We start from the raw sequence: 25,980 nt of genomic DNA, 5'->3' as shown, positions 1-25,980 counted from the left end.
GTTTAAACGGGTGTGCTTCGGGTCCCGCGGATGGCGTACACTGGTCTTAACGACGCGGGGTGGAGCAGCTCGGTAGCTCGCTGGGCTCATAACCCAGAGGTCGCAGGTTCAAATCCTGTCCCCGCTACTCAAGGCCAAGGGCCGGAACTCGGATTCACGAGTTCCGGCCCTTGGTGTTTGTCCCCTCGGCCGGTTCTCCAGGCCGGTTCCCTCCGGCGGCCGGCGGCGTCTCCCGGTCGACGGCATCCCCCGGTCGGGCCACACCGGTCGCCCACCGCCCCCGCTCCGGGTCTTCTGGACGGGTGGGGCAGCCAGGAGGTGAGCAGCGGGCCGGAGAATTCCATGGCCGGGCCGACGGGCCGTCGCCCGCTGTCCGCGGGCCCGGGAGCGCCCCGCCGTCCGGTCCGGCGGCAGCGGCTCCCCGGAGGATCTCCTTCGCGCGCAACTTCGTCCGGAGCCTGCCCGCGCTGCTCGTCGTCGCCGGGATCTTCTACGACTACTTCACCCCCGGGGACTACACCGCGGCCCCCTTCTTCACGGCCGCTCCCCTGATCGCCGCACCCCTCTACTCGCTGCGCGGCACCGTTCTCACCGGCGTCCTCGCCGTCGGCGCGGTGCTCGTGGTCCACAGCGTGCTCGACATCGTCCTGCAGGTCGACGCGGTCACCGAGGTGCTCACCGTGGCGACCGCCGCCGTTCTCGCCGTCCTCATCAACATCGTCGTCCGGCGCGGAGACGAGCGGCTCGCCTCCGTCCGGGAGATCGCCGAGTTCGCGCAGCGTGCCGTACTGCCCGAGCCCGAGGCGCGGATCGACGGCCTCGATGTGGCGGCCCGCTACGAGGCGGCACAGGAGGACGCGTTCATCGGCGGGGACCTGTACGCGGTGCAGGACTCCCCGCACGGCGTGCGGCTGATCGTCGGCGACGTACGGGGGAAGGGGATGACCGCGGTGGCGGCCGTCGCCGTGGTCGTCGGAGCGTTCCGGGAGGCGGCCGAGGAGGAGGCGACCCTGGAAGCGGTCGCGGGGCGCCTGGAGCGGGCGCTGACGCGTCCGGGAACCCGGCACGAGAGCCCTGACGCGTTCGAGGAGTTCACCACCGCCGTCCTCGCGGAGATCCCGCACGGCGAGGACGTCGTACGCGTCGTCAACCGCGGCCATCCGCCGCCCCTGCTCCTGCATCCCGACGGCACGCTCGTCACCCTCGCCACCGAGGTTTTCGCGCTGCCCCTCGGGATGGGCGAACTGGGAACCTGGCCCGACCGGACGGTCCAGGGCCGCTTTCCGCGCGGGGCGATGCTGCTTCTGCACACCGACGGTCTGTCCGAGGCCCGAGATCCGCGCGGGACGTTCTACGATCCGGCCGCGTGGCTGGCCGGACGGGTCTTTCCCGGCCCCGAGGCCCTGCTGACCGCCCTTTCCGAGGCGGTCCGCCGGCATACGGGCGGCGCTTTGACGGACGACATGGCGCTGCTCGCCGTCCGGCGCTTTTGACGGGGGCCCGGTAAGGGGATTTCCGCAGGGCTCGGGAGGTCCTTCGCGTGCACCGCGTACGGCCTTTTCGGACATGGTGACGAACGGTGATCGGACGATGTCCCTCCGCATATCGACTGACATACCGTCAGGGGATCCCGTGTCGACGAGATAAGGTCAACTCGCCCGTTTTTCGCCGCTCATGACCCCAAAGTCCTGGCCAAAAGCCGTTAATGATCAGCCCGAACAGCTTGGAATTCGGTGCCTGGGTCTATTAACGTTCGATAACGCAGCGCGGTCGTTACAGCCGTCACAAGAGGTGGCTCCGTGCGTACGCGCCGAATCCCGCAAGGGAACCGGGGAACCATCAACTTGGGGTGAATCGAGCGTATTTCCGCTGTGGAAGCACAGTGGCTATACGCGCGTAGGAGACCTTCCTGCTCCGAACCCGTCAGCTAACCCGGTAGGCGGCAAGGAAGGAAAGGAGTGCGCCCACGTGGCGTCCAACCGGCCCGCTCAGCCAACCTCGTTCACGCCGAATGACACGCATACCTTCGGCTATGGCAAGGACGAGGGACCCTGGGAGGAGTGGAACCCCACCGAGGATTCCGTTCTTCCCGTCCGCGGCCGGCACCGCACGGGCAAGCAGCGCGGCGGAGGACTCGCCCGCAGCTCCACGGTTCTCGGCGTCGGCGTCATAGCCGCCGTCGGCGCGGGCGGCATCGCCAGCGCCGCGCCGGGCAAGCCGCCCGTCTCGATCTCGCTGCCCGACCTGTCGTCGGTCACCCAGTCCGCCAAGGCCCTGATATCGGACGGCGGATCCAGCGCCCCCAAGGGCTCCACGACTCCGCTCACCAGCGCCGGTCTGACCAGCGCCGACGCGGCGCAGGGTGCCACGGACGCGGGTGAGGCGCTGCGCTCGCGCATCATGCAGCAGGCCCAGTCGCAGCAGAACCAGGCCGACAGCGCCACCCAGCAGGCCGCCCAGGCCGCCGCCGCGAAGAAGGCCGTCGCGCTCGCCGCCAAGCAGCAGGACGACGCGGAGGCCAAGGCCGCCGCCGCGAAGCAGAAGGCGGAGGACGCGGCCAAGGCGAAGGCCGAGACCGAGCGCCTCGCCGAGCTCGCCAAGAGCTACTCGCTGCCGACCTCCTCGTACACGCTGACCTCGCGCTTCGGTGAGGCCGGCTCCATGTGGTCCTCCGGCTACCACACCGGCCTCGACTTCGCGGCGCCCACCGGCACGCTCATCAAGGCGATCCACAGCGGCACCATCACCGAGGCCGGCTGGGCCGGCTCGTACGGCTACCGCACGATCCTCACGCTCGACGACGGTACGGAGCTCTGGTTCTGCCACCAGTCGTCGATCAGCGTCAGCGTGGGCCAGAAGGTCGCCACGGGTGATGTCATCGGGCGCGTGGGCGCGACGGGCAATGTCACCGGGCCGCACCTGCACCTCGAAGTGCACCCCGGCGGCGCCGCCACCGGCATCGACCCGATGGCGTGGCTCCAGAGCAAGGGCCTCAACCCCTGATCCGTACGGATCCATACGGATTCGTACGGGCTTCTGAGCCGTATGAACGCGTGAGCCGTACGACGTCCGGCGCGGACGGGTGTGACCTCTGACGCGTGCCGTGCGCGTGTCCTCCCTGGTCTCCGGCGGTCCTGACGTCATCCCCCCCGACGTCAGGACCGCCGGTCAGGGATCCGCGGACATGAGCGGGCACCGGCCGGCCGTCCGGGATGAGTGCGGAATACATGCATCCGGTACGGGTGTTGACGTCGTACATGACTTCTCTTCGCAAGCTCGGTTCGTCCGACCTCGAGGTCTTCCCGCTCTCCCTCGGCGGCAACGTCTTCGGCTGGACGGCCGACGAGACCCGGTCCTTCGCCGTGCTCGACGCCTACGCGGCCGCCGGTGGCAACTTCCTCGACACCGCCGACTCCTACTCGGCATGGGTCGAGGGCAACGAGGGCGGCGAGTCCGAGACCATCATCGGCAAGTGGCTGAAGACCCGCGGCAACCGTGCGGACATCGTGGTAGCCACCAAGGTCAGCCAGCACCCCGGGTACCCGGGGCTGTCCGGTGCCAACATCAAGGCCGCGGCCGACGCGTCGCTGCGCCGCCTGGGCACCGATCACATTGACCTCTACTACACGCACTTCGACAAGCCCGAGGTGCCGGTCGACGAGATCATCGGCGCCCTCGACGAGCTGGTGAAGGCGGGCAAGGTGCGGCACATCGCCGCCTCCAACATCTCGCCGGAGCGGCTCCAGGAGTCCCTGGAGTTCTCCGACCGCGAGGGCCTCGCGCGCTACGTCGCGCTCCAGCCGCAGTACAACCTGGTCTCGCGCGACACCTACGAGGGGCCTCTGCAGGAGGTCGCCTCCCGGGCCGGTCTCGCCGCCGTCCCGTACTTCGGGCTCGCCTCCGGTTTCCTCACCGGCAAGTACCGCCCCGGAACGACGGTCGACTCGGCCCGGGCCGCGGGCGCGGCCAAGCACCTCGACACGGAACGCGGGCCGCGGGTCCTCGCCGCCCTCGACGAGATCGCCGGGGCCCACGGCGTCGCGGTCCCGACGGTCGCCCTCGCCTGGCTGGCCGCACAGCCGACGGTCGCCGCGCCGATCGCCTCCGCCCGCACGGTGGAGCAGCTGCCGGCCCTGCTGGCGGTCGCGGACCTGGTGCTGACGGACGAGGAACTGACGCGTTTGTCGAAGGCCTCGGCGTAACAGGGGCTGTGCCGCCCGCGCGGCACCGCCGGTGTCGACCGGTGGTGCCGCGCGCCGGAAGTGCCGACCGGTGGTGCCGTGCGTCGGGGTGTCGACGGGTCGTGCGCGCCGGGGTGGCGTATCGCGGGGTGCCGGCTTCCCAGGGCGGTGCCTTCTGGGGTGCCGGGGCCGTTCCGTGCTACGAGCGGTACGGGTTGTACGCGGGATACGGCGTCGGTGCCGACGCCTGCGCGGGTGGGCCGTACGGTTGCGCGGGCGGGGCGATGTACCCGTATCCGTGGGCCGGCCAGGGCGGTGGGGCGGGCAGCGGAGTCGTCGCGCGGGCCGCGTAGGCGAGGGCCGGGCGGGCGATCTCGCGGCGGCGCCACAGCTCGTCGAGCAACTCGCGTTCCCGTACGACGAAGTCGGCGCCCGCACGGCCCCTGCGCCCGCGGTGGCGCAGGAACGCCAGCGACGTCGCGTACGCCTCGTACTCCGCCACCGAGCGCGCCGCGGTCTTCCCGAAGTGGTGGTCGGCGTACTCGCGGGCGAGCCGCCGCGCCCGCATCGAGCCGAGGGCCCACGGTTCCGTCGCGCCCAGCCATCCGGCGACGGTGTACGCGGGCAGTTCCGTGCGCACGGTGCGCAGCTCGCGCTGCCGGGTCCAGACGACCAGCCAGGTCAGCAGCCCGAACGCGGGCACCATGAACGCGGCGTACACCCCGAAGAACCCGAACTCGCCGAAGTCCGACGAGCTGTTCCAGATCGCGTGCATGCCCATCGCGAGCAGCAGTCCGGTGAGGGGGAGCAGCACACGGCGCACATGACGGCGCTCGGCGGACAGCGCCGCGAAGCCGAAGCCGATGCCGGTCAGCACGGTGAACAGCGGATGCGCGAAGGGCGACATCACCACGCGGACGAAGAAGGTCGCGGCGGTGACGGAGGTGAGCCCGCTCTCCCCGCTGAGCTGGTCGGAGCCGAAGGCGGTGCCGAGGTAGAGGATGTTCTCGGTGAACGCGAAGCCGGTGGCGGTGATCCCGGCGATGACGACACCGTCGACGATCCCGGTGAAGTCCCGTCTGCGGAACAGGAAGACCAGCAGGACGGCCGCCGCCTTCGCCGACTCCTCGACGACGGGCGCTATGACGGTCGCGCCGAGCGTGTCGGCGCTGGACGGATCCGCGGTCGCCATCGCTATCCACCGGGTCGCGAAGCTGTTGGCGACGATCGCTATGAGCGCGGCCGCGCAGGCGCCCCAGGCGAAGGAGAAGAGCAGGTTGCGCCAGGGGCCCGGCTCGACCCGGTCCAGCCACCGGAAGGCGGCTACGAGCAGCGGCACGGGGAACACGGCCAGTCCGAGGCCGACCAGGAAGCCCTCGGTTCCGGTCTGTTCGCGGACCAGGGCGAGGATCACCAGACCCGACATCGCGAGCAGCGTGATCAGCGCTCCGTACCGGACCCATCTGCGCTGCCACCAGTGCGGATGTATCGGCGCACGTCCGGCGGGGCCGCCGGGCTGTGTCGGGTACGGAGGATGGATGGCCACGGCATTGACCCTAACGAGGGAGGGCGTGGCCCGCGACGGTAACCGGAGTCCCGGGAATTCCCGTGGGACGTCGGAGGGTGTGTGCGGGTCAGTCGCCCGGGGTGTGCTGGTCTCGATGCTGTACGCGCCGGAACAGGAGGTCGTTCACCACATGACCCTTGTCCAGTCCCTGGCCCTCGAAACGGGTCAGCGGCCGGAACTCCGGACGGGGCGCGAAACCGCCGTCCGGCCGGGTGTTCTCGAAGTCGGGGTGCGCGCTCAGTACTTCGAGCATCTGTTCGGCGTACGGTTCCCAGTCCGTCGCGCAGTGCACGAGCGCGCCCGGCTTGAGGCGGGTCGCGGCGAGATCCAGGAACTCCGGCTGGATCAGCCGCCGCTTGTGGTGCCGCTTCTTGGGCCAGGGGTCGGGGAAATAGACGCGCAGGCCGTTCAGGGACGCGGGCGGGAGCATCTCGCGGAGCAGGATGATCGCGTCGCCGTTCGCGACCCGGACGTTGGTCAGGCCGCTCCGCTCGGCGAGGTTGAGCAGGTTGCCCTGGCCCGGGGTGTGCACGTCCACGGCGAGGATTCCGGTCTTCCGGTCCTCGGCCGCCATCTGCGCGGTGGCCTCGCCCATGCCGAAGCCGATCTCCAGCACGACGGGGCTGTCCGTCCCGAACAGTTCCGCCAGGTCGAGCGTCCGCTGTCCGTCGATGTCCAGACCCCATGTGGGCCACAGCCGCTGCAACGCGTCCGCCTGCCCGGTCGTCACCCGGCTCCGCCGCGGCTGGAAGCTCCGGATCCGCCGCTCGAAGTGCGAGCCGGCGGGATCGGCCTGCGGACCGTCGGGGAAGCGGGGCTCGCCCTTGGCGCGGTGATGACGCGGCGAGCCGTCCTCGACGGAGGCGGGCCGGGTCTCTTCGGTGGAGTCGAGGAAGTCAGACACAGTGGGGTCGATTTTACGGGCGCCCGAGGTGCGGGGTGGTCCGTCGTGTGCGGGGGTGCCTTGGCGTCCGCCGGTGCCCCGGCGTGGTGCCGGTGCGCAGGGGTGCCCCGTCGTGGCGACGGGGGGTGGTGGTCCGGCGTGGCGCGGGGGCTCAGGTGGGATCCCGGTGGTCCGGCGTGCCGGCGGGTGGGGCGCTCAGGCCGCCGTCAGAGCCGCCAGGGCACGGCGGGCGACCTCCCGGCCGATCGGGAGGGAGGCGGTGGCCGCGGGGGACGGCGCGTTCAGTACGTGCACGGTCCGCGGGCCCTCCTTGATCAGGAAGTCGTCGACCAGGGTGCCGTCCCGCAGGACCGCCTGGGCGCGGACGCCGGCGCTGGCGGGGATCAGGTCCTCCGGGGTCACCGCGGGCAGCAGTCGCCGGACCGCCTCCGTGAACGCCGCCTTGGACACCGACCGGCGCAGCTCACCGGCTCCGTAACGCCAGTGCCGGCGCGCTATCCGCCAGGAACCCGGCCAGGACAGGGTCGCGCCCAGCTCCCGGGGCCGGACGACCCCCCACCCGTACCCCTCCCGGGCGAGCGCGGGCACCGCGTTGGGGCCGATGTGGACTCCGCCGTCGATGCCCCGGGTGAGATGGACACCGAGGAACGGGAACGCGGGGTCCGGAACCGGGTACACCAGGCCCCGGACCAGCTCCGGCCGCGCCAGTGTGTAGTACTCGCCGCGGAAGGGCACGATCCGCATCCCGGGGTCGTCGCCCGTGAGCCGGGCCGTCTCGTCGCAGTGCAGCCCCGCGCAGTTGACGAGTACCCGTCCACGGACGACCGTCCCGTCGGCCGTGCGCACGGCGACACCGAGCCGGGGACGGCGGTCGGCACGCACCACGTTCGCCCCGTACCGGATCTCCGCCCCGGAGGCCTCCGCGAGCCGCCGCGCCACCGCCACGAAGTCGCAGACGCCCGTGGTGCCGACGTGGATGGCGGCGAGGCCGCGGACCTCGGGCTCGTACTCGGTGAGCTGGGCGGGGCCCAGTTCCTTGACCGGAATGCCGTTCTCCCGGCCGCGCTGCACCAGGCCGTGCAGCCGCGGAAGCTCCGACGTCTCCGTCGCGACGATCAACTTGCCGGTGACGGCGTGCGCGATGTCGTACTCCGCGCAGAACTTGACCATCTCGGCGCCGCCCCGCGCCGCGTACCGCGCCTTCAGGGAGCCGGGGCGGTAGTAGATCCCGCTGTGGATCACCCCGCTGTTGCGCCCGGTCTGGTGCCGGGCGGGCCCCTGTTCCTTCTCCAGCACCGTCACCCGGGTGCCCGGCGCCGCGCGCGTGATGGCGTACGCCGTCGACAGGCCGACGATCCCGCCGCCGATCACCAATACATCGCAGTCGTACGCGCTGCGCATCCGCACCACCTCCCGGCTTCGATAGTGCACTGCGCCACTGACAACGCCCTCAAACCCGGGAACCGCGCCCCGCGCTTTTTTTTTGCGCCGCGGGGCTGTGGCGCACTGTCCACGCCAAAGCCGTCGGCTCTACGCCGGATCCAGTACCTCTATGCCGGAGCCATCAGCAGCGGACGCGCCCGCTCCCGCAGCTCCACCACGCGCGGCTCGTCGCCGTACGGCTCCAGCCGGTGCAGCAGGTCCTTCACGTACTCGGTGGTGCGCGCGGAGGAGATGCGCCCCGCGACCTCCACCGCGCGGACGCCCTGCTCGCACGCCGCGTCCAGATTGCCGGATTCCAGCTCGGCGACCGCCGACACCACGAGCCGCAGCCCGTGCGAACGTACGAACTCCTCCGTCGGCTTCGACAGCGCCTGTTCGGTGAAGCGGCGCACCTGACGCGGCGCCTTCAGGTCGCGGTAGCACTCGGCGGCGTCGGCCGCGAAGCGGTCGTACGAGTAGAAGCCGAGCCAGGACGGGTCGTGGTCGCCGTCGCGGGCCCGCTCCAGCCATCCCTCGGCGGCCTTCAGTGCCGTGCCGGCCGCCTGGGCGTCACCCGCGCGCGCGTGGGCACGTGCCTCGACGAGTCGGAAGAAGCTCATGGTGCGGGCCGTGGCGAGACCGCGGTTGCGCTCCAGGGCGGCCTGGGCGAGGTCGACGCCCTCGTCGCCGAAGCCCCGATAGGTCGCCTGGAGGGACATGGAGGCCAGGACGTATCCCCCGAGGGGCACGTCGGCGGCGGCACGGGCGAGCCGCAGGGCCTGGATGTAGTAGCGCTGCGCGGCCTCCTGCTGGCCGGTGTCGAAGGCCATCCAGCCCGCGAGACGGGTGAGCTCCGCGGACGCGCCGAACAGCGCTCTGCCGACCTCGTCGGAGTAGGAGCCGAGCAGCAGAGGCGCCGCCTCGACCCGCAGGCATTCGGGCACCATGGACGAACGCCAGTCGCCGCCCCCGTACTTGGAGTCCCAGCGCCTGGCGTCCTCCGCCGCCTCGCGGAGTTTCAGCACATCGCTGTGGCCGACCTTCAGCGGCGCTCCGGAGCTCTCACCGGGGCTCACCTCGCGCGCCACCGAACTGTCGGCCGGGGTTATCAGCCAGCGTGAGGCCGGAGTCGCGTACGCGCTCACGGCGAAGGAGCCGGCCAGTGACTGCCAGATGCCGCCGCCCGCCCGGCGCCCGGCGAGGTCGAGGCGGTACAGCTCCGTAGCCGACCGCACCGCCTGCCCGACGTCACGGGGGAACGCGAGGCCCACCTCCGGCGCGGGATCCGCGTCCGCCAGCCCGATCTCGTGGAGCGGCACCGGACGGCCGAGCTTCTGGCCGATGGCGGCCGCGATGAGGTGCGGCGCGGCGCCCTGAGGCACCATGCCTTTCGACACCCAGCGCGCCACCGACGTCTTGTCGTAGCGAAGAGTCAACCCGCGTTGAGCGCCAAGATCGTTGACACGACGCGCGAGTCCTGCGTTGCTGATTCCCGCGAGGGCGAGAACGGCGCCGAGTTTTTCGTTCGGCCCGCGTTGCTCCCTGGACATGCGCCACCCCTCGACACAGACGGCTGCCGCACTGGCATAACCACGCGGCATTCGTAAACCCAGCGTAGTTCGCCCGATCCCCAGCGTTAAGGGGCGTAGGTCCGGTTGGCGGGATTGTGGTCCGTACGACTGTACGGACGGTTGTGGCGTGCTCCCGTTGTGTGGCCGTGCGCCCGTCCGTGCGCTCTTCTCCGGCCACAAGGGGGAGCGCTTCCATGGAACATGCGTGGGTCGGCCCGCTGTACTGGATCCAGTGGGCTGGGGGACACCGCCGCCTACATCCCCGCGGGCGGCGGACCGGTCCGGGAGGCGAACTCCGCCTCCCGGACTGTGCGTTGCCGAAGCGGTGCGCAAGGCCTGTACGGAGCGTATCCGCGCTTGTCCGTCCATCGCCGATTTGGCCGAAAATCGATGGCTGCCCCGGAGGGTAATTAGGGCTCCCACCACGTCAGTTGAGGGCGCTAAGGGCGTCCTGAGGGAGCGTATCGGGGGCGCATTCGCGTCGACCTGTCGGGGGTCGGGTGGTGCGGGAGGGGTGGTCGCGGGGGTTCCGGCGCGCTGGTCGGGGTGTCGGAGGGCGCGTCGGCGGTGTCGGGGACGTCCTGTTCGCTCGGATGACGGGTCAACTGCCGGGCGGAGGGGGGTTCGGCGGCCCTCGGGGTGGTCCGGTGGCGGATCGGCGGCGGTTCCCGGGCCGTTCGTGGGTGATTCCCCGGGGGTGTGCGCCGCGGCGCCCTGCTGCCTCAACGGGCCTTGCCTGCACGGCATTTGCCGGTTGCCCGGCCGCCTCGCGACGGCGCGGGCGTCCGCACAGGGGCGCACTTCGGGGAGTGCAAGCCGCCGCAGGGCCCCTCCCACACGCCTCCTTCGTGGCAGCATGGTGCCGAGTTCGTACGGTGCACTGGTTGTCCACAGCCTGTGGAGGCGACGATGCGATGGTTGGTGGGGTGGAGCAGCACCGTCGCCAGAGCGTCCGTGATCGGCTCGGCGGGCGCCACCGGGAACGACGGCGAGACCGTGCACCCGGTGGGTTCCCAACTCCTGTGGGGCGATCCCGATCCGCTGTGGGCGGTCGGTGACTGGCGCCCCGACGAGGTCCGTGTGGTGAAAGCCGGCGCGCAGAGCCGCATCGCCGTCCTCGGCACCTGCGGCGCCTCCGACGAGGAACTGCGGGTCGGACTGTTCGCCGCGCGCGGCGGAGCACTCCGCCATCTCACCAACTGGTCCGGCAGCTACACCGCGGTCGTCCAGGTCGACCGCAGGGTGACCGTCTGCGGTGATCTCGCCGGCGCACGGCCCGTGTTCTACACCCCCTGGGCGGGCGGCACGGCCTACGCCACCGCCGCGCTCCCGCTCGCCGACCTCATCGAGGCCAATCTCGACTTCGGGCACCTGGCCGCGATGCTCGCCGCCCCCGACGTACCGGCCGCGGTGCACGACTCCACCCCGTACGAAGGCGTGCGCCGCATTCCGCCGGGGCACACGCTCATCCTGCGGGCCGGTGCGCGTGAGATCGCCGGGTACGAGCCCGTCGCCTCCCTCGCCGTCGCCGCGCCCACCGCCGATCCCACGACCGCCGTGGACGCCGTACGGGACGCCCTCGTGGAGGCCGTCCGCGCCCGCCTCCTGGCTCCCCGCCATGTGCCGGGCGCCGATGTGGACCCCGGGCCCGTGCCCGGCATGGGGCCGGCCGAGCGGCGCGCCGCGCGCGGGACGCCGGTGCCGGGCATCGGAGCCGACCTTTCCGGAGGGCCCGCTTCCGGGACCCTCGCACTGCTCGCCGCCGGCCTTCCCGGAGCGCCCGGCACGGTCCTCGGACACGGTACCGGCGCAGGGGAACGGCTCCTGGCGGTGACCTTCAACGACCTCGCCGTGCGGGGGCGCGAGGCCGAGCTGGAGCGGGCCGGGACGCTGGCCGCGAATCCCCGGCTGCACCACGTGGTCGTCACCGGGGGCGAAGAGACCCTTCCCTACGCCGACTTGGAGGGGCCGCTGACCGACGAGCCGGGGCCCTCCCTGGTGACGGCGGCACGCCACCGCGCGCGGCTCGCCTCCGGCAGCGCGGACCACTTCACGGGCTACGGCGCGCGGCAGGTGCTGGACGCCCATCCGGCCCGCCTCGCCGACCTGCTCATGGACCGCAAGCGGCGCCATCTGGTGCGGCCCGTCGCCGCGTTGACGAAGGCCGACGGGTCGGTGATGGTCCCCGCGCGCGTGTACGGCGCGGCGCGCAAGCTCGCCCGGACGCCGTACCGCACGGGAGTCGACGTCCTCGCCGAGCAGTTGCTGCACCGGCGGTTCGAGGATCCCGGAGGGGCGGTGGGCGCGTCGCTGGCCGCGCTGAGCTGGGCCGGACCCGGGCCCGCGGCGCGCTGGCTGACCGGGGAGGCGCTGGCTGAAGTATCGGTTCGCCTCCAAGGGGGCGGGGGGCGGCTGAACGTCGGTCCCGGGCAGCGGCCGGGGGACTTCCGCGCGCGTGCCGCGCTGGCCCGTCACGCGGCGGACGTACGCGTCCTGGAACAGGCCGCCGAAATCCGCTTCCAGCGGCTGCACACGCCGTTCCTGGACAACCAGGTCGTCCGGGCGTGCCGTGAGCTGCCGGAGGCGCTGCGGGTGCAGCCCGGGGCAAGGGCGGCGATTCTGCGTACGGTGCTGGAGGGGGCCGGGGTGGCCGATCTGCCTCCCGGGTGGGGTGCGCCGTCCCACGCGTCCTCCGCCGCGGCGGCCCGCACGGGGCTGCGGGTGGCGGCCGATTCCCTTGTCTCCCTGTTCGACACGCCGTTGCTCGCCCAGGCGGGGCTGGTCGAGGCGCGAGTCGTCCGCAAGGCGCTGCGCTCGGCCGCGGAGGGGGCGCCGCTGCCCCTCGACGGGCTGGCCGATCTCGTCTCGCTCGAACTGTGGCTGCGCCGGTTGCTGGCTCGGCGCGGGACGTGCTGGACGGGGACGCCGGCGCGGCAGCGGGCCGTTCCCGCGGGGGTCGTTCCGCAGGGGAGGGCGTTGGGGGCGGGGGCTCAACGGGGCTGAGCCCCCGGGCGTCCGGCCATCGGGTGCCGGCCGCCGGGCCGGGTGCGTTGTGGCACGGCCCCTTCCGCCGGAGGACCCCTGCGGGTGCGTCCTGGCTTGGGCGCAGCCCACCCCGCCCCGCACGTTTTGGCTGCGGGGGCAGGATTCAGCCCCTCCGGTGTTTGAGGAGCGGGGCCTGGGGCGGAGCCCCAGGGGTGATGGGGGTCCCCCTGGCCGAGCGAAGCCGAGACCTTGGGGGAGGGCAGGGGCGGAGGGGGCGAAAACAGGGTTGTGGCTGGGCCGGGGTTCGGGGGACTCGGGAAGGCGGGGGCAGTCGTGATGGGCTCGCCGGGGTAACGCGGTGTCCTAGCCGGGGTGAGGCGGTGAGAATAGGGGCGTGCGGTACAGGATTCTGGGGGTTGCCCAGGTGGAGGACGACCGGGGGGCCCTGGTCACTGTGGGCGGCCCCCGGGTCCGCGCGCTGCTCACGGCCCTGGCGTGCCACCCCGCCCGCACGATCACCCCGGACACCCTGATCGACGAGGTGTGGGCGGACGATCCTCCCCAGGACGCCCCGGCCGCGCTGCAGGCACTGGTCGGCCGCCTCCGCCGGGCCATCGGGAAGGACGCGGTCACCTCGGAGACCGGCGGCTACCGGCTCCGGGCCGCCGAGAACGACGTGGACCTGTTCGTGTTCGAACGGCTCGTCTCGGAGGGCAGGACCGCGCTCGACCACGGCGACGCCCGTACCGCCGCCGCCCGACTGCGCGAAGCCCTCACCCTGTGGCACGGCCCCGCCCTCGCGGACCTCCCCGACCGCGCCGCCGCGACCCGCCCGGAGGCCCTGCGCCTGGAGGCGACGCGCAGCCGCGTCGAGGCGGACCTGCGACTCGGCCGTGCCGTCGACGTCGTACCGGAGCTGAAGGAGCTGACGACGGCCCACCCGTACGACGAGGCACTGCACGTTCTGCTCATCCGCGCCCTGCGCGAGAGCGGCCGGGGTGCCGACGCGCTGGCCGCGTACGAGGACGTGCGGCGTGGGCTGATGGACGGTCTCGGCGCGGATCCCGGGCCGGAACTCCGTGACCTGCACGCCGCGTTGCTGGATCCGCCGGATGTCCGCGGGCCGCAGGCGCCCCGATCCGGCACGGGCGGCGCCGTGCCGTCCGGACCGAAGGCCGGTCCCGGCTCCGGGGATCCCTCCCGTGCTCAGCGGACCGGGAACATTCGTGCCCGTTTGAACTCGTTCGTCGGGCGGGAACGCGAGATCGGGGCCATCCGTTCGGATGTGCAGAGGGCACGCCTGGTCACGCTGACCGGACCGGGCGGTTCGGGAAAGACCCGCCTCGCCGAGGAAGCCGCCGCCGGGCTTTCGCAGGCGTGGCTGGTCGAGCTGGCCCCGCTCGACCGGCCCGAGGCGGTCCCGGGCGCGGTGGTCAGCGCCCTCGGTCTGCGCGAAACCGCGCTGATCACCAACGAGATGGCGGTTCCGCAGGACGACCCGGTCGCCCTGCTCGTCGAGTACTGCGCCCCGCGCAGCCAGCTCCTGATCCTTGACAACTGCGAGCATGTCATCGACGCGGCGGCCGAACTCGCCGAGACGCTGCTGACCCGCTGCCCGGGACTCACGATCCTCGCCACGAGTCGTGAACCCCTCGGCGTCCCCGGCGAGTCGGTGCGCCCGGTCGAGCCGCTCCTGCCCGATTCCGCCCGCCGCCTCTTCATGGAGCGGGCCTCCGGCGTGCGTCCCGACGCCGGCACCGCGCTCCACGACTCCGCCGCCATGGACGAGATCTGCCGACGGCTCGACGGGCTGCCCCTGGCCATCGAGCTGGCCGCCGCCCGGCTGCGGCTGCTCACCCCGCGGCAGATCGCCGACCGGCTCGACGACCGCTTCCGGCTGCTCACCTCCGGAAGCCGTACGGTGCTGCCCCGCCAGCAGACCCTGCGTGCCGTCGTCGACTGGTCCTGGGATCTGCTCGACGAGCGCGAGCGGACCGTGCTCCGCGAGGCGTCGGTGTTCGCGGGCGGCTGGGACCTGGCGGCCGCGGAGGCCGTGTGCACCGGTCCCGCCGACGACCTCATCGGCGCACTCGTCGACAAGTCCCTCCTCGTCGCCACCCCGGACGGCACGGACGGTACGGACGGTACGGCGGCGCCGTATCCGGTGCCGCCGGCTCCGGGTGGCGCCGGGAGCGCGGGGAGCATCGAGGGCGGTGTCGGTGGCGGGATGCGCTATCGCATGCTGGAGACCATCCACGAGTACGCCACCGAGCGCGCCGCCGAGGTTCCCGAACTGCGCGCCGCTGCCGAGCGGCGCCACCGCGCGTGGGTACGCGCCCTGACGGAGGAGGCAGAGCCCCAGCTGCGCTCGGCCGGCCAACTCCCCTGGATCCGGCGCCTGGAGACCGAGCTCGACAACGTCCGGGCGGCCCTCCACCGCACACTCGCCGCCCATGACGAGGAAGAGGCGGGTGCCCTGGTCCTCGACATGGGCTGGTTCTGGTGGCTGCGCAACTTCCACCGCGAGGGCGCCGAATGGACGGAACTCGTTCTGAGGCTGGGTGCGTTGCTCGATGCGTCGACCGGCGACCGTGCGGCGACGGGCGGCGACTGCACGGGTGGCGTCAGCCACAGCGGCAGCGGAGTCGGCAGTGGGAGCAGAAGTGGCATCCGCAGCGGTGGCCGTGGTGACAGCAGCGGTGGCCGTGGCGACAGTGGGCTGCATGCCGCGAGCGGCGGAGCGTCGACCGCCCTCGGCGCGGAGACCTCCGTCGCCGTCGCGTCCGCCGCCGGGGAAAGCCTTTTTTCCGAGTTCGAAGGCGTCGATCCGGTCGGCGCACTTCTCGATCATCCCGAGCGCGACGAACGGCACCCGTTGCACGCCATGCGGATGCGGCTGCGCATGCTCCACCTGTTCATGAAGGTGGACGTCGTCCCGCTGGACGAGTGGGGGGACGTCCGGCTGCGGGAGTACGTGGGGCGGGTGCGAGCCGCTTTCGAGAAGGGCGGTCCGGACGCGGCGCGCATGCCGGGGATCATCTGGCCGATGGCCGCGCACTTCCTGGGCGATCCGGACGACATACGGCCCGCGATGGACAAAACGGTCGCCAACTGCCGTGAGTACGGCGGTGAATGGGAGATCGGTGTCGCCCTGATGTTCCGTACGCACGTGGCCGTCGACGCCCCCGGAGGTATGCCCGGGGTGGACGAGGACCTGGCGGAACTGCGCGGGCTCAGCCGACGGGTGGGGGACCGCTGGATGCGGGCCCAGGTGTGCAGCGCGGCCGGGGAGGCCGCGATGGCGCGCAGCCGGTTCGACGAGGCGAAGGGCGAGTACGAGGAGGCGCTGCGGCTCGCCTACGAGGTGGGGGCCTATGCCGAGGTGCCGTTCCTGATGGCGCGGCTGGCCGAGATCGCCTACCGCGCCGGCGAGCGGTCCGTGGCCCTGGCCACCCTGGACGAGGCGAGCGCCGCGGCCGACCTGTACGGGGTGATGGATTCCCGGGCGTTCGTCCATCTGCTGCGTGCCCAAGTGGTCCTGGACGACGGGGAGGTCGCTCTCGCGCGCGAACTGTGCGAGAAGGCGCGTGTGGAGAGTCTCCGGGGCACCCCGCCACCGCAGTTCACGGCGGCGCTGGACTGGCTCGACGCCATTGTCATGGCCGCCGAGTCCGGCCCTGTGCGCGGCCTGCGGAAGCTGAACGCCGCGCTGCGGGACGCGATGGAGGGGCGGTGCGCCGACGTGGTGGCATCAGGCCTCGTCGAGGGCGCGGCGCGTCTCCTCACGGAGGTGGGTGCCCACCCGGTCGCGGCCCGGCTGCTGGCCGCCGGCACCCGCTGGCGCGGAGGGGATCCGCGGCCCGAGCGTGAGAGCGGCGATGCCCGGCGCGTCGAAGCCGCGGCTCTCGCGGCGCTCGGCCCGGACCGCTACGAGTCCGAGCGCGCCCGGGGTTCCGGCTACACGCAGGAGGAGGCCCTGAGCGACCTGACCGAAGCACTCGCGGAGCTCCCCGCGCAATAGGCGTCACCTGTACGTCGGGTAGGTCGAGTACGTCGGGTGCCTGGCGTGCCCTGGAGTGCGCTGGGGTGCCCTGGGTGTCTCGGGGGTGCCCTGGGGGTGCCCTGGGTGTCTCGGTGCCTGGGGGTGCACCCGTACCTCCCTCGGGTACGCAGGGCCGAGTCGAGCTCTCAGTGGCGCAAGGACGCCGGCTCGCGCTGAGCCCTTACCGGCACAGGAACTTCGACTCCGCCCAATCCCCCAGCGCCGCCGAGTCGAACGGGCTGTGGGGCTCGACGGCCAGCCGGATCGTCCGGCGGCCGGTGAGGTTCACATGGACGGGGACCGCCCGGTCGCCGCCCTCGATCAGCGGCGACCGCCACAGGGGAGACCCGTCCGCGGAGACGGAGAACCTCACCTTGCCCATGCCCATCATCAGGTCGTCGATCCCGACCATCGCTTCGTACGAGCTGCAACTGCGGTTGAGGTCGATGGTGACCGAGGACCGGCCGTGGACGGTCACGCCGTGCGCGTACCGGGTGTCCGCGATCTTCATTCCGTCGCGCCGCCAGACCCAGCTGCTCTCGCCCAGCCGCATCTCCGGCTTGGTGTGGTCGCCGATGACGTCGTACTCCAGCTCGCTCCACCGGTAGACGAGCGGGGCGGGCGGGGGAGGCGTCGGGGTCGGCGTGGGCTCCGGGTCGGCCTTCGTCGGGGTGGGCTTCGGCGGCGGAGTGGGAGCCGGAGTCGGAGTCGGTGCGGGGGGCGGGCTCGGGGCCGCCTTGGGTGCCGGTTTCGGCGTGGGCTTCGGACCCGGCTCGGAGGGCGGGGTGGGTGCCGGTGTGTGAGCCACCGCCGGCGGATTCGGCGCGGGGGATCTCCTGGGCGGAGTCGGCGACGGCAACGGCGCTTCGACGGCGGGTGAGGCGGCCGGTCCGGCCTCGGGCCGCGGGGCGGGGCTCTCGTTGCCGACCAGGGCGAGTGCCACCGCCGCCGCGGCCACCGCGACGACACCCGCTGCGATACCGGCTTTGACCGGTGCGCCGATCCCCTCGGAGAGCGCGGCGCCGCCTCCGGCGCTCGCTCCTCCCGAACCGCCGCCCGCCGCGGCCGCCGCGCCCGCGGCACCCGCTCCGGCGCCACCCGCGATGAGCGCGACGGCCTTCGCGTATCCGGCGGCACCGAACCAGCCGATGACCGCGACCGGCACGACCGCGGGGATGCCGCCGGCCACTTCCTTGATCTGGCCCGCGGCCAGGCGGCACTTGGCGCATTCGTCCAGGTGCTTGCGCAGCCCCCGCTCGGCGCGGGTGCGCAGGCCGCCGCGGGCATGGGCGCCGAGCCGGTCGGCGTAGCGCGCGCACTCCTCGTCCATCGTGAGCGTGGTGCTGACGTGCGCCTGGAGGTAGGCCTGCCTGAGGCCCTCGCGGGCGCGGCTGGCGAGCACACGGGTGCCGTTGGCGTCGAGGCCGAAGAGCGTGGCGACCTCGCTCGGGGACTCGTCCTCGACCTCGGTGTGCCACAGCACGGCCTGCCAGCGTTCCGGCAGCGAGCGGAAGGCCCGCATGGCCATGGACTGCTCGGCCTCGTGCATCGCGCGTACGTCCGCGCCGAGGTCGAGGGTGTCGTCGGAGACCTCGGATCCCCGGACGGCCTGTGCGGCGAACACCGCGAAATCGTCGACCAGTTGCTCGCGTTTTGCGGTCTTCGTCCAGTTCGCGGCGACCCGGCGGACGGTGGTGAGGAGATACGCGCGCACGGCGTGCTCGGGGCCGCTGCCGCCGCGTACGGCCTGGAGCATGCGGGCGAACACCTCGGCCGTGAGGTCGTCGGCGGTGTGCGAGTCGCGGCAGCAGGTGCGGGCGTAGCGGCGGACGGCTTCGGCGTGCCGGCGGTACAGCTCCTCGTACGCCGTGTCGTCGCCCGCGCGCATCCGCTCGATCAGACCGGCGTCGGGGGGAGGCAGGTCCACCGGGGGGACCGGGTCCACCGGGGGAGGCGGGTCCAGCGGGGGAGGCAGAACGCTGCCCTCGCGCGGGTCCCACCGGTCGCGCTGCAAAGGCACGCTGGGGTCGGCGGTGCCGGTGTCCGGGTTTCCGCTCTGCGGACTTCCACTGTGCGGGCCGCCCTGGCTCGGCACCTGCCGCGACGGTGAGCCGCCGGTTTCCGTGCCGCCGTCGGTGCCACCGTCACCGAGCGACTCGTCCCGCCCGTCACCACTCATCGCGGAAAGCCCCCGCCTGCACACTCGGACCCGAATACCGGGACAGAGTGCCACAGGCTTCCCGGGCGGAGCCTCCTCGTACGGACCAACCACTCGTCCGGGGGGATTTATCGCTCGGCAGTACTAACTGCCACTCGTTCGGGGAATGGTCAACGGTCGACAGCCGCCGCATGCACGGAAGTTGCCGCCCTGCACGGGAGTGGTGCCATGACGGCACGGGCGCATGGCGTCATGAACGAGCGAGGCTCCCGGGCGCGGGTGACATCGCACTCGCGCCCGGGAGCCCGCACATACTCGGAACACCCACGTGCTCGGAGAAACTCGGTCCGGTTCACGCCGGACGCGAGCGCAGGCCCTCCAGCAGGATGTCGAGGAGCCGGGCCGAGGCCGCCGCCTGCTGGGCCGCGTCCGGCAGCGAGGGCGCCGCCGTCGCGATGACCAGCAGTACGTCCGCCACCGTGACATCGGCGCGCAACTCGCCCGCCGCGCGTGCCCGGTCGACGAGCCTGCCGACCACTTCGAGCAGCGCCGTCGCGCCGGCGTCGTCCACCGAGGCGATCACCGGCTCGTCCTCGGGAGCGGGCCGCTGCTCGACGAGCCGCAACTCGGGCGCGAGCTGGGACCGCTGCTGCGGCACCCGTGCCTCGTCCGCCTCGGGCTCGTCCTCCGCGACGCCGACCCGCAGCACCTGCGGCGGCAGCAGCCGTCCGGCGCCCGAGGCCACCGACGTCCGCAGGAAGCGCGAGAGGGCCGACCACGGCTCGTCCTCCTGGCCGAGTGCGGCGCGGGCCTGGTCGGTCAGCCGGGAGGTCTCCTCCTCGGCTATCCGGCGCACCAGGACGTCCTTGCTGGGGAAGCGTCGGTACACCGTGCCGACGCCGACCCGCGCGCGCCGGGCGACGTCCTCCATCGGCGCGCCGTACCCCAGTTCGCCGAAGACCTCGCGCGCCGCGCGCAGTACATGTTCCAGATTGCGCTGTGCGTCCACACGCAGCGGCGTCGTGCGCGATCCGTCCGCCGGACCGCGGCCGTTGCCGCTCGTCGCCGTGCCGATCGCACCACCAGGTGCGATGGCCGACGCGGAAGACCAATGAGAGTCCTGAATGTGCATAAGCGTTCCCCCGGTAATGACGTCTCCCCCCGGAGACACTCCCCGCCATCGACAGACCGGAGCGTGTGGAACAGCTTGTGCGCGAGCCCGTCGTACGGACTCGCCGAGCGCATCCCCCTACACCCCGTCGACACACGAACATAGTTGAGAGGGGGTCAATTCAGAAGGGGCAGGTTCCGCACAGAGCGCCCCCCGATCGGAGTACGGGCCGGGTACGTCCCGGTTGCGCCCCCTCCGAGTACCCCCCTCACCCACCTTGACCTGCGCTTTTTCCTTGGACTCCGGCAAATCGGCCAACTCTGCACGTTGTCGGCGACCGGTCACACAAATTGTCGGGGCTGTGGACAAACTCCGGAGCGGGGTGCGTCATGGGACGGTGAAGGAACGTGCGCGCATTCTCATTGTCGGCGGTGGCTACGTCGGGATGTACACCGCTCTGCGCCTCCAGCGGAAGCTGAAGCCCGAACTGAAGCGGGGCGAGGTCGAGATCACGGTCGTCTCGCCCGACCCTTATATGACGTATCAGCCGTTCCTTCCCGAGGCCGCCGCGGGCTCGATCTCGCCGCGCCACGTGGTCGTTCCGCTGCGCCGTGTCCTCGGCCGGTGCCGGATCGTCATCGGCGAGGTGCAGTCGATCGACCACGCCAAACGCACCGCCACGCTCAGCACGCTCGCCACCGAGGAGGAGGGCGCGGGCGCGGAGCAGATCACGTACGACGAACTCGTGCTCGCGCCCGGCTCGATCGCGCGCACGCTGCCGATCCCCGGGCTCGCCGAGTACGCCATCGGCTTCAAGACGGTCGAGGAGGCCATCGGCCTGCGCAACCACGTCATCGAGCAGATGGACATCGCCTCCTCCACCCGCGACCCCGCGATCCGTGACGCGGCCCTGACCTTCGTCTTCGTAGGCGGCGGTTACGCCGGCGTCGAGGCGCTCGGCGAGCTGGAGGACATGGCCCGCTACACCGCGCGGTACTACCACAACCTCAAGCCCGAGGACATGAAATGGATCCTCGTCGAGGCCTCGGACCGCATCCTGCCCGAGGTCGGCGAGGAGATGGGCAGGTACACGGTCACCCAGCTGCGCCGGCGCAACATCGAGGTACGCCTGGAGACCCGCCTCAACAGCTGCGCGGACCGGGTCGCCGTCCTCAGTGACGGCGCGCGCTTCCCGACGCGCACTGTCGTATGGACGGCCGGCGTGAAACCGCACCCCGTCCTCGCCGCGACCGACCTCCCCCTGAACGAGCGCGGCCGGCTCAGGTGCACCCCCCAGCTCACCGTCGACGGCGTCACGCACGCGTGGGCGGCCGGAGACGCCGCGGCCGTCCCCGACGTGACCGCGGAGCCCGGCAAGGAGACCGCGCCCAACGCCCAGCACGCCGTGCGCCAGGCGAAGGTCCTCGGCGACAACCTCGCGCACGCCCTGCGCGGCGAGCCCCTGGAGACGTACTCCCACAAATACGTCGGCTCGGTCGCGTCCCTGGGACTGCACAAGGGAGTCGCACACGTCTACGGGCGCAAGCTGAGGGGCTATCCTGCCTGGTTCATGCACCGCGTCTACCACCTCAGCAGGGTGCCGACCTTCAACCGCAAGGCCCGTGTGCTCGCCGAATGGACCCTGGCGGGACTCTTCAAGCGGGAGATCGTGTCCCTCGGTTCGCTCGAACACCCCCGTGCGGAATTCGAACTGGCGGCCGGGGGGAAGCCTCCGACCGACCCGAAGGGGTCGTCCTGACCGGACCGAGGAACTCCACCGGCACGGACGGCGTCTGACGGATGTCGGCCCGGTCGGTCAGACTGCCAGACAGGTCCACGACTTTGGGCGGGTGAACCGCTCGCCCTTCTAACACGAGGCTTTCCCCACTGTGAACTTCACGCGCTGGAGCGCCCGGCTCCCCGGAACGCAGCGCCGCGCCGCAGCGCGGACCGAGCACACGGCCGCGCACACGACTGCGCACACGGCCGCCCCGGGCCGGCGCGGGGAAGGCTCCGTGCCGGCGGCCCGCGTCGAGCAGCTCACCGACGACGCCCCTCCCGGTCTCGCAGTCGACGAACTCCCGGTGCGCGCGGTCCTCGACCGCGTCCCCGCCCTCGTCGCCCTCGTGCACGGCCCCGAGCACCGCCTCTCGTACGTCAACGACGCCTACACGGCGGCCTTCGGCGCCCGCCCCGTCGGCGAGCCCGCGAGCGAGGCGCTGCCCGAACTGGACGAACTCGGCCTGCTGCCGCTCCTCGACCAGGTCCTGCGCAGCGCCAAGCCCCGCACCGTCAAGTCCCGCAAGGTGTCGACCGGCCGCTCCTACACGTTCACCTGCACCCCCGTCGACACCTCCCCGGACGGCGACGGCCGCGGCGTGCTCGTCTTCGCGACCGACGTCACCGATCACGCCGAGGCCGCCGAGCGGCTGCGCGCCAGCGAGCGCCGCCAGCGCGAGACCGCCGTGACCCTCCAGCGCTCCTTGCTCCCACAGGAGTTGGAGGAGCCCGACGACCTGCGCATCGCCGCGACCTACCTGCCGGGCGGCACGGAGGCGGCGGTCGGCGGCGACTGGTACGACGTCATCACCCTCGGCGGCGGCCGCACCGCGCTCGTCATCGGCGACGTCATGGGCCGCGGGGTCCGCGCGGCGGCCGTCATGGGCCAGCTGCGCACGGCCGTCCGTGCGTACGCCCGTCTCGACCTGCCGCCGCACGAGGTCCTGCAGCTCCTCGACGTCCTCGCCGCCGAGATCGACGCCAACCAGATCGCCACGTGCGTGTACGCCATCCACGACCCGAACGAGGGTCGGCTGGTGTACGCCTCCGCCGGCCACCTGCCCATCCTGGTGCGCGACGAGAACGGCACCATCCACCGCGCCGACGAGCCGACCGGGCCGCCGCTCGGCACCGGCGGCTGGCTGCACGCCTCCGGCTCGGTGCCGCTCGGGCCCGGCTCCACCGCCGTCCTCTACACGGACGGTCTGGTCGAGCGCCGCGACGAGGACCTCGACGAGGGCATCGCCTCCCTGGAGCGCGCCCTCGCGGGTGCCACGGGCAGCCCTCAGGTGATCTGCGACCGCCTTGTCCGCGCGGCCGGCGTCACCGCCGACCACGACGACGACGTCGCCGTCCTGGTCCTCCAGCACCCTTCCCGTACGGGCCCCGACGGCGAGCTCTTCCGCAACGCCGCCCTGGAACTGCTCGGCGGCATGGAAGCGGCCCCACGCGCGCGTGCCTTCGCCTCCGGCGTGCTGGCCAGCTGGCGCTTCCCCGGCGAACTGCACGACCTCGGCGTCCTGGCCGCCAGCGAACTCGTCGCCAACTCCCTCCAGCACGGCACCCCGCCGATGCGGCTGCGGCTGCGCCGCACCGACCGCCGCCTGATCATCGAGGTCACCGACGGCGACGACCACCTCCCGCGCCGCCGCCGCGCCGAACCCGGCGACGAAGCGGGCCGCGGCATCGCGATCGTGGCCACGATCGCCTCGAACTGGGGCTCCCGCCGCACACCGGGCGGCGGCAAGGCGGTGTGGTGCGAGTTCGCGCTCCCGCGCGTGGGGGCTGAATCCAAGAGATGAACCCGCGGGACGGAACCCGCAGGACAGAACTCGGAGGATCGCCTGCAGGGGGTCGCACTCCGGGGGCGGAATCCGCATACGAAACGGCCGCCATCACGTCGTACGTGATGGCGGCCGTCGTAGGTCCGTCCGCGTCCCGCGCCTGTCCTGCCGGCGCCTGACAGTCAGGCGTCGACGGTCAGCTGCCGGCGGTCAGGCGTTCGCCGGTACCGGCTCCGCCGGAGCCCCGCCCTGCGCGACCACCCGGCTCCTCGCGAGCGACGGCTGATTCTGTACGGGGGTGAGCTGCCGCCCGAGCCGCACGGCCAGGACGGTGATGCCGAGCGAGAAGAGCAGGAACGTCGCGATGTACGGGCCGTGCAGCGAAGCCCCCATCGGGCCGCCCACCGCCGGGCCGATCGCCAGCGCGAGCTGCTTCACGAGGGCGAAGGCGGAGTTGTACTGGCCCGCCATGCCGGACGGCGCCAGATCGGCGACCAGCGGAGCGACCGTCGGCGACAGCATCGCCTCACCGAGCCCGAAGAGCGCGTACGTCGAGACGAAGGCCGCCGTGGCCATGGTCCGGCTGCCGTGCCCGAGGCCCGCGTACCCGGCCGCCAGCCACGCGACGGCCCAGATGAGCCCGACAGCGGCGATCACCCGGGACCGCTTGCGGCGCTCGACGAACTTCAGCACCGCGAACTGCGCGACCACGATCATCGCCGTGTTCGCCGCCATCGCCGTGCCGAGCGCGGACGTGGAGATCCCGGCCGCCTCGACGCCGTACGCGGAAAGACCCGACTCGAACTGTCCGTAGCAGGCGAAGAACAGCACGAAGCCCAGCACGGACAGCTGCACCATGGCCCGGTTGCCGAGGAGCTGCTTCCAGCCGCCGCCCCTGGACTGGGGTGTGTCTCCCGTGATCCGCGGCGCGTGCGGCATCCGCACCGTCGCCATGATCACGACCAGCACCAGGAACATCGCCGCCTCGATCGCGAACAGCAAAGTGAAGGAGCTCGCCCGGTCCGGGTCGACGATGTGACCGCCGATGAGACCGCCGACACCGAGGCCCAGGTTCTGCAGGAAGAACTGTGTCGCGAAGGCGCGCGACCGGGTGTCCGCCGAGGAGCAGTCCACGATCATCGTCGCGAGCGACGGCTGCATCACGGCCTGCCCGGCACCGAGCGCCGCCGCCGACAGCACCACGGTCGTCGCGCTGTCCGCCAGCCCGAGGCTCAGCGCACCGAGTGCGGCGGTGACCAGCGCGACGAGCAAGACCGGCAGGGGGCCTCGCCGGACGATCGCCCGGCTGGCGAACGGCAGCACGACGAGAGCGGCCACGGCGAAGACGGCGAGCACGACGCTCGCCGTCATGGAGCCGAGTCCCCGCACCTGCGCCACATAGACGTAGAGGAAGGGGACGGTAAAGCCGAGCCCGAACGCGCCGAGCGCGTTGCCCACGTGGATCCGGCGCATCGCTGCGCCCATCGCCCTGGTCACGTTCACCTGCTTTGGTCGTGAAGCCGTGTGGGCCTGCCCGTGCCGGACACCGTGTCGGTGACACGTTCTCCGTGCATGGATGCAGATCTGAAGACTTCGAAGCTAAAGTTAGAACTTGAACTCTACACCTCGAAGGACTTCGACGCCAAGCGGCGTCATGCGATACTCGGGCCATGGGCGACACCCCCGGCGTCAGTGAGCCGACACTCGAAGAACAGATCGCCGCCTACCAGCGCGAGTTCCAGGACCTCGACCCCCAGGTCGAGAAGATCGTCTCGGCGCTGTCCCGCCTCAACCGGCGGATGAACGTCGCCTACGGCCGCCAGACCGCCGCACTCGGCATCAGCAACGCCGAGTGGGAGGTCCTGAAGGCGCTGGTCCTCGCCGGTGCTCCCTACCGCCTCGGCCCGAGCGAGCTCGCCAAACGACTGGGCCTGACCCCGGCCGCCATGACCCACCGCATCGACCGCATGGTCGCGGAGGGGCTGGTGACCCGGGAGCGTGACGAGTCGAACCGTGTGCGCGTCATCGTCGAGCTGACCGGCGAGGGCCGCGAGAAGTGGCTGGAGGCGATGCGCCTCGCCACGGTCTTCGAGGAGGACCTGCTCCAGGACCTCTCCGCCGAGGACCGGGGTGTCCTGGGCGAGGTCCTGACCCGCCTGCTCCGACGGGTGGAGGACGCCCAGCCGGACGCGGGCGGCCGGCTCAGCGACCTCGATTAAAGATCTTGACAGGGGAGGTTGACACTGCCCTGGCGGATCCGTAAGGTTCTTCGAGTTGCCACGGGGCCGTAACGGTTCTGCGACGACACCTCCGCCGCTTGATGCGGCACTCAAACCACCAGCACGATCTCCCAACCGGGGCGAATTCGGCGTGCCTGAATTCAATTCGATTTGGGTCCGGCGGCCCGATTAGGAACTGCCGGGAAGATCCGCTAAAGTTTGAGACGTCGGAACGGCCCAACAGCCGCGAAGACAAG

General features: G+C 72.1%; 15 protein-coding genes, 1 tRNA gene and 1 riboswitch. Of the genes, 9 read left to right on the top strand and 7 right to left on the bottom strand.

Going from position 1 to position 25,980, the window contains the following annotated elements; genetic code table 11:
* Positions 1 to 53 precede the first annotated feature (53 nt).
* The 4 genes from N4G66_RS37105 (at position 54) to N4G66_RS37090 (ending at position 4,202) form a co-directional block, all read left to right on the top strand.
* Positions 54 to 127: transfer RNA gene (locus N4G66_RS37105), tRNA-Met, on the top strand.
* Between the two features lie 175 nt (positions 128 to 302).
* Positions 303 to 1,493: a PP2C family protein-serine/threonine phosphatase gene (locus N4G66_RS37100; protein ID WP_391858950.1), complete on the top strand. Its 1,191-nt coding sequence runs from the start codon at positions 303 to 305 to the stop codon at positions 1,491 to 1,493.
* A gap of 305 nt (positions 1,494 to 1,798) precedes the next feature.
* A riboswitch (cyclic di-AMP (ydaO/yuaA leader) is annotated at positions 1,799 to 1,957 on the top strand.
* 11 nt (positions 1,958 to 1,968) lie between these two features.
* A complete protein-coding gene (locus tag N4G66_RS37095) occupies positions 1,969 to 3,003 on the top strand; it encodes a M23 family metallopeptidase (protein WP_261708712.1) in 1,035 nt (344 codons plus the stop codon).
* Between the two features lie 254 nt (positions 3,004 to 3,257).
* Complete coding sequence (locus tag N4G66_RS37090) at positions 3,258 to 4,202, top strand: aldo/keto reductase (RefSeq protein ID WP_261708711.1); 945 nt, start codon at positions 3,258 to 3,260, stop codon at positions 4,200 to 4,202.
* Positions 4,203 to 4,380: 178 nt separating this feature from the next.
* On the opposite strand, the gene N4G66_RS37085 is transcribed toward N4G66_RS37090, so the two are convergent.
* The 4 genes from N4G66_RS37085 to N4G66_RS37070 all read right to left on the bottom strand — a co-directional run bounded on the left by N4G66_RS37085 (position 4,381) and on the right by N4G66_RS37070 (position 9,624).
* Complete coding sequence (locus N4G66_RS37085; protein ID WP_261708710.1) at positions 4,381 to 5,727, bottom strand: PrsW family intramembrane metalloprotease; 1,347 nt, start codon at positions 5,725 to 5,727, stop codon at positions 4,381 to 4,383.
* An 88-nt stretch (positions 5,728 to 5,815) separates the two neighbouring features.
* On the bottom strand, positions 5,816 to 6,652 hold the full coding sequence (gene trmB, locus N4G66_RS37080) for a tRNA (guanosine(46)-N7)-methyltransferase TrmB (protein ID WP_261708709.1): 837 nt from the start codon (positions 6,650 to 6,652) through the stop codon (positions 5,816 to 5,818).
* A 195-nt stretch (positions 6,653 to 6,847) separates the two neighbouring features.
* Positions 6,848 to 8,053, bottom strand: a complete 1,206-nt coding sequence (lhgO, locus tag N4G66_RS37075; RefSeq protein WP_261708708.1) for an L-2-hydroxyglutarate oxidase — start codon at positions 8,051 to 8,053, stop codon at positions 6,848 to 6,850.
* 149 nt (positions 8,054 to 8,202) lie between these two features.
* Positions 8,203 to 9,624, bottom strand: coding sequence for an MFS transporter (locus N4G66_RS37070; protein ID WP_261708707.1), 1,422 nt, complete (start codon positions 9,622 to 9,624; stop codon positions 8,203 to 8,205).
* 930 nt (positions 9,625 to 10,554) lie between these two features.
* Here N4G66_RS37070 and N4G66_RS37065 point away from each other — a divergent pair.
* Both N4G66_RS37065 and N4G66_RS37060 read left to right on the top strand, forming a co-directional pair.
* On the top strand, positions 10,555 to 12,648 hold the full coding sequence (locus tag N4G66_RS37065) for an asparagine synthase-related protein (protein WP_261708706.1): 2,094 nt from the start codon (positions 10,555 to 10,557) through the stop codon (positions 12,646 to 12,648).
* 376 nt (positions 12,649 to 13,024) lie between these two features.
* Positions 13,025 to 16,651, top strand: coding sequence for a BTAD domain-containing putative transcriptional regulator (locus N4G66_RS37060; protein WP_261708705.1), 3,627 nt, complete (start codon positions 13,025 to 13,027; stop codon positions 16,649 to 16,651).
* A gap of 202 nt (positions 16,652 to 16,853) precedes the next feature.
* Here the strand turns inward: N4G66_RS37060 and N4G66_RS37055 are convergent, their stop codons facing one another.
* Positions 16,854 to 18,851 (bottom strand): sigma-70 family RNA polymerase sigma factor, encoded by a 1,998-nt coding sequence (locus tag N4G66_RS37055; RefSeq protein ID WP_261708704.1) that lies wholly within the window; start codon positions 18,849 to 18,851, stop codon positions 16,854 to 16,856.
* 331 nt (positions 18,852 to 19,182) lie between these two features.
* A complete protein-coding gene (locus N4G66_RS37050) occupies positions 19,183 to 19,962 on the bottom strand; it encodes a TetR/AcrR family transcriptional regulator (RefSeq protein WP_261708703.1) in 780 nt (259 codons plus the stop codon).
* A gap of 376 nt (positions 19,963 to 20,338) precedes the next feature.
* Here N4G66_RS37050 and N4G66_RS37045 point away from each other — a divergent pair, with 376 nt between their 5' ends.
* Both N4G66_RS37045 and N4G66_RS37040 read left to right on the top strand, forming a co-directional pair.
* The gene (locus tag N4G66_RS37045; RefSeq protein WP_261708702.1) at positions 20,339 to 21,700 is read left to right on the top strand and encodes an NAD(P)/FAD-dependent oxidoreductase; all 1,362 of its coding nucleotides are present in this window, start codon (positions 20,339 to 20,341) and stop codon (positions 21,698 to 21,700) included.
* Positions 21,701 to 21,830: 130 nt separating this feature from the next.
* Positions 21,831 to 23,522 (top strand): ATP-binding SpoIIE family protein phosphatase, encoded by a 1,692-nt coding sequence (locus tag N4G66_RS37040; RefSeq protein ID WP_261708701.1) that lies wholly within the window; start codon positions 21,831 to 21,833, stop codon positions 23,520 to 23,522.
* Positions 23,523 to 23,714: 192 nt separating this feature from the next.
* Here the strand turns inward: N4G66_RS37040 and N4G66_RS37035 are convergent, their stop codons facing one another.
* Positions 23,715 to 24,989 (bottom strand): MFS transporter, encoded by a 1,275-nt coding sequence (locus N4G66_RS37035; RefSeq protein ID WP_261708742.1) that lies wholly within the window; start codon positions 24,987 to 24,989, stop codon positions 23,715 to 23,717.
* Between the two features lie 185 nt (positions 24,990 to 25,174).
* On the opposite strand from N4G66_RS37035, the gene N4G66_RS37030 reads away from it, so the two are divergent.
* Positions 25,175 to 25,723, top strand: a complete 549-nt coding sequence (locus tag N4G66_RS37030) for a MarR family winged helix-turn-helix transcriptional regulator (protein ID WP_261708700.1) — start codon at positions 25,175 to 25,177, stop codon at positions 25,721 to 25,723.
* Positions 25,724 to 25,980: the final 257 nt, after the last annotated feature.

Source organism: Streptomyces rhizosphaerihabitans (genome assembly GCF_025399795.1).
In the GTDB taxonomy this organism is placed as follows: Bacteria; Actinomycetota; Actinomycetes; order Streptomycetales; family Streptomycetaceae; genus Streptomyces; species Streptomyces rhizosphaerihabitans.
This window is presented reverse-complemented; position numbering and strand designations above follow the sequence as displayed.

What these genes read in the sequence shown, in the direction of transcription:
- N4G66_RS37070 (WP_261708707.1), bottom strand. Translation starts at nt 9,624, where the DNA reads ATGTCCAGGGAGCAACGCGGGCCGAACGAAAAACTCGGCGCCGTTCTC.
- N4G66_RS37090 (WP_261708711.1), top strand. Translation starts at nt 3,258, where the DNA reads ATGACTTCTCTTCGCAAGCTCGGTTCGTCCGACCTCGAGGTCTTCCCG.
- N4G66_RS37065 (WP_261708706.1), top strand. Translation starts at nt 10,555, where the DNA reads ATGCGATGGTTGGTGGGGTGGAGCAGCACCGTCGCCAGAGCGTCCGTG.
- N4G66_RS37035 (WP_261708742.1), bottom strand. Translation starts at nt 24,989, where the DNA reads ATGGGCGCAGCGATGCGCCGGATCCACGTGGGCAACGCGCTCGGCGCG.
- lhgO (WP_261708708.1), bottom strand. Translation starts at nt 8,053, where the DNA reads ATGCGCAGCGCGTACGACTGCGATGTATTGGTGATCGGCGGCGGGATC.
- N4G66_RS37050 (WP_261708703.1), bottom strand. Translation starts at nt 19,962, where the DNA reads ATGCACATTCAGGACTCTCATTGGTCTTCCGCGTCGGCCATCGCACCT.
- N4G66_RS37030 (WP_261708700.1), top strand. Translation starts at nt 25,175, where the DNA reads ATGGGCGACACCCCCGGCGTCAGTGAGCCGACACTCGAAGAACAGATC.
- N4G66_RS37055 (WP_261708704.1), bottom strand. Translation starts at nt 18,851, where the DNA reads ATGAGTGGTGACGGGCGGGACGAGTCGCTCGGTGACGGTGGCACCGAC.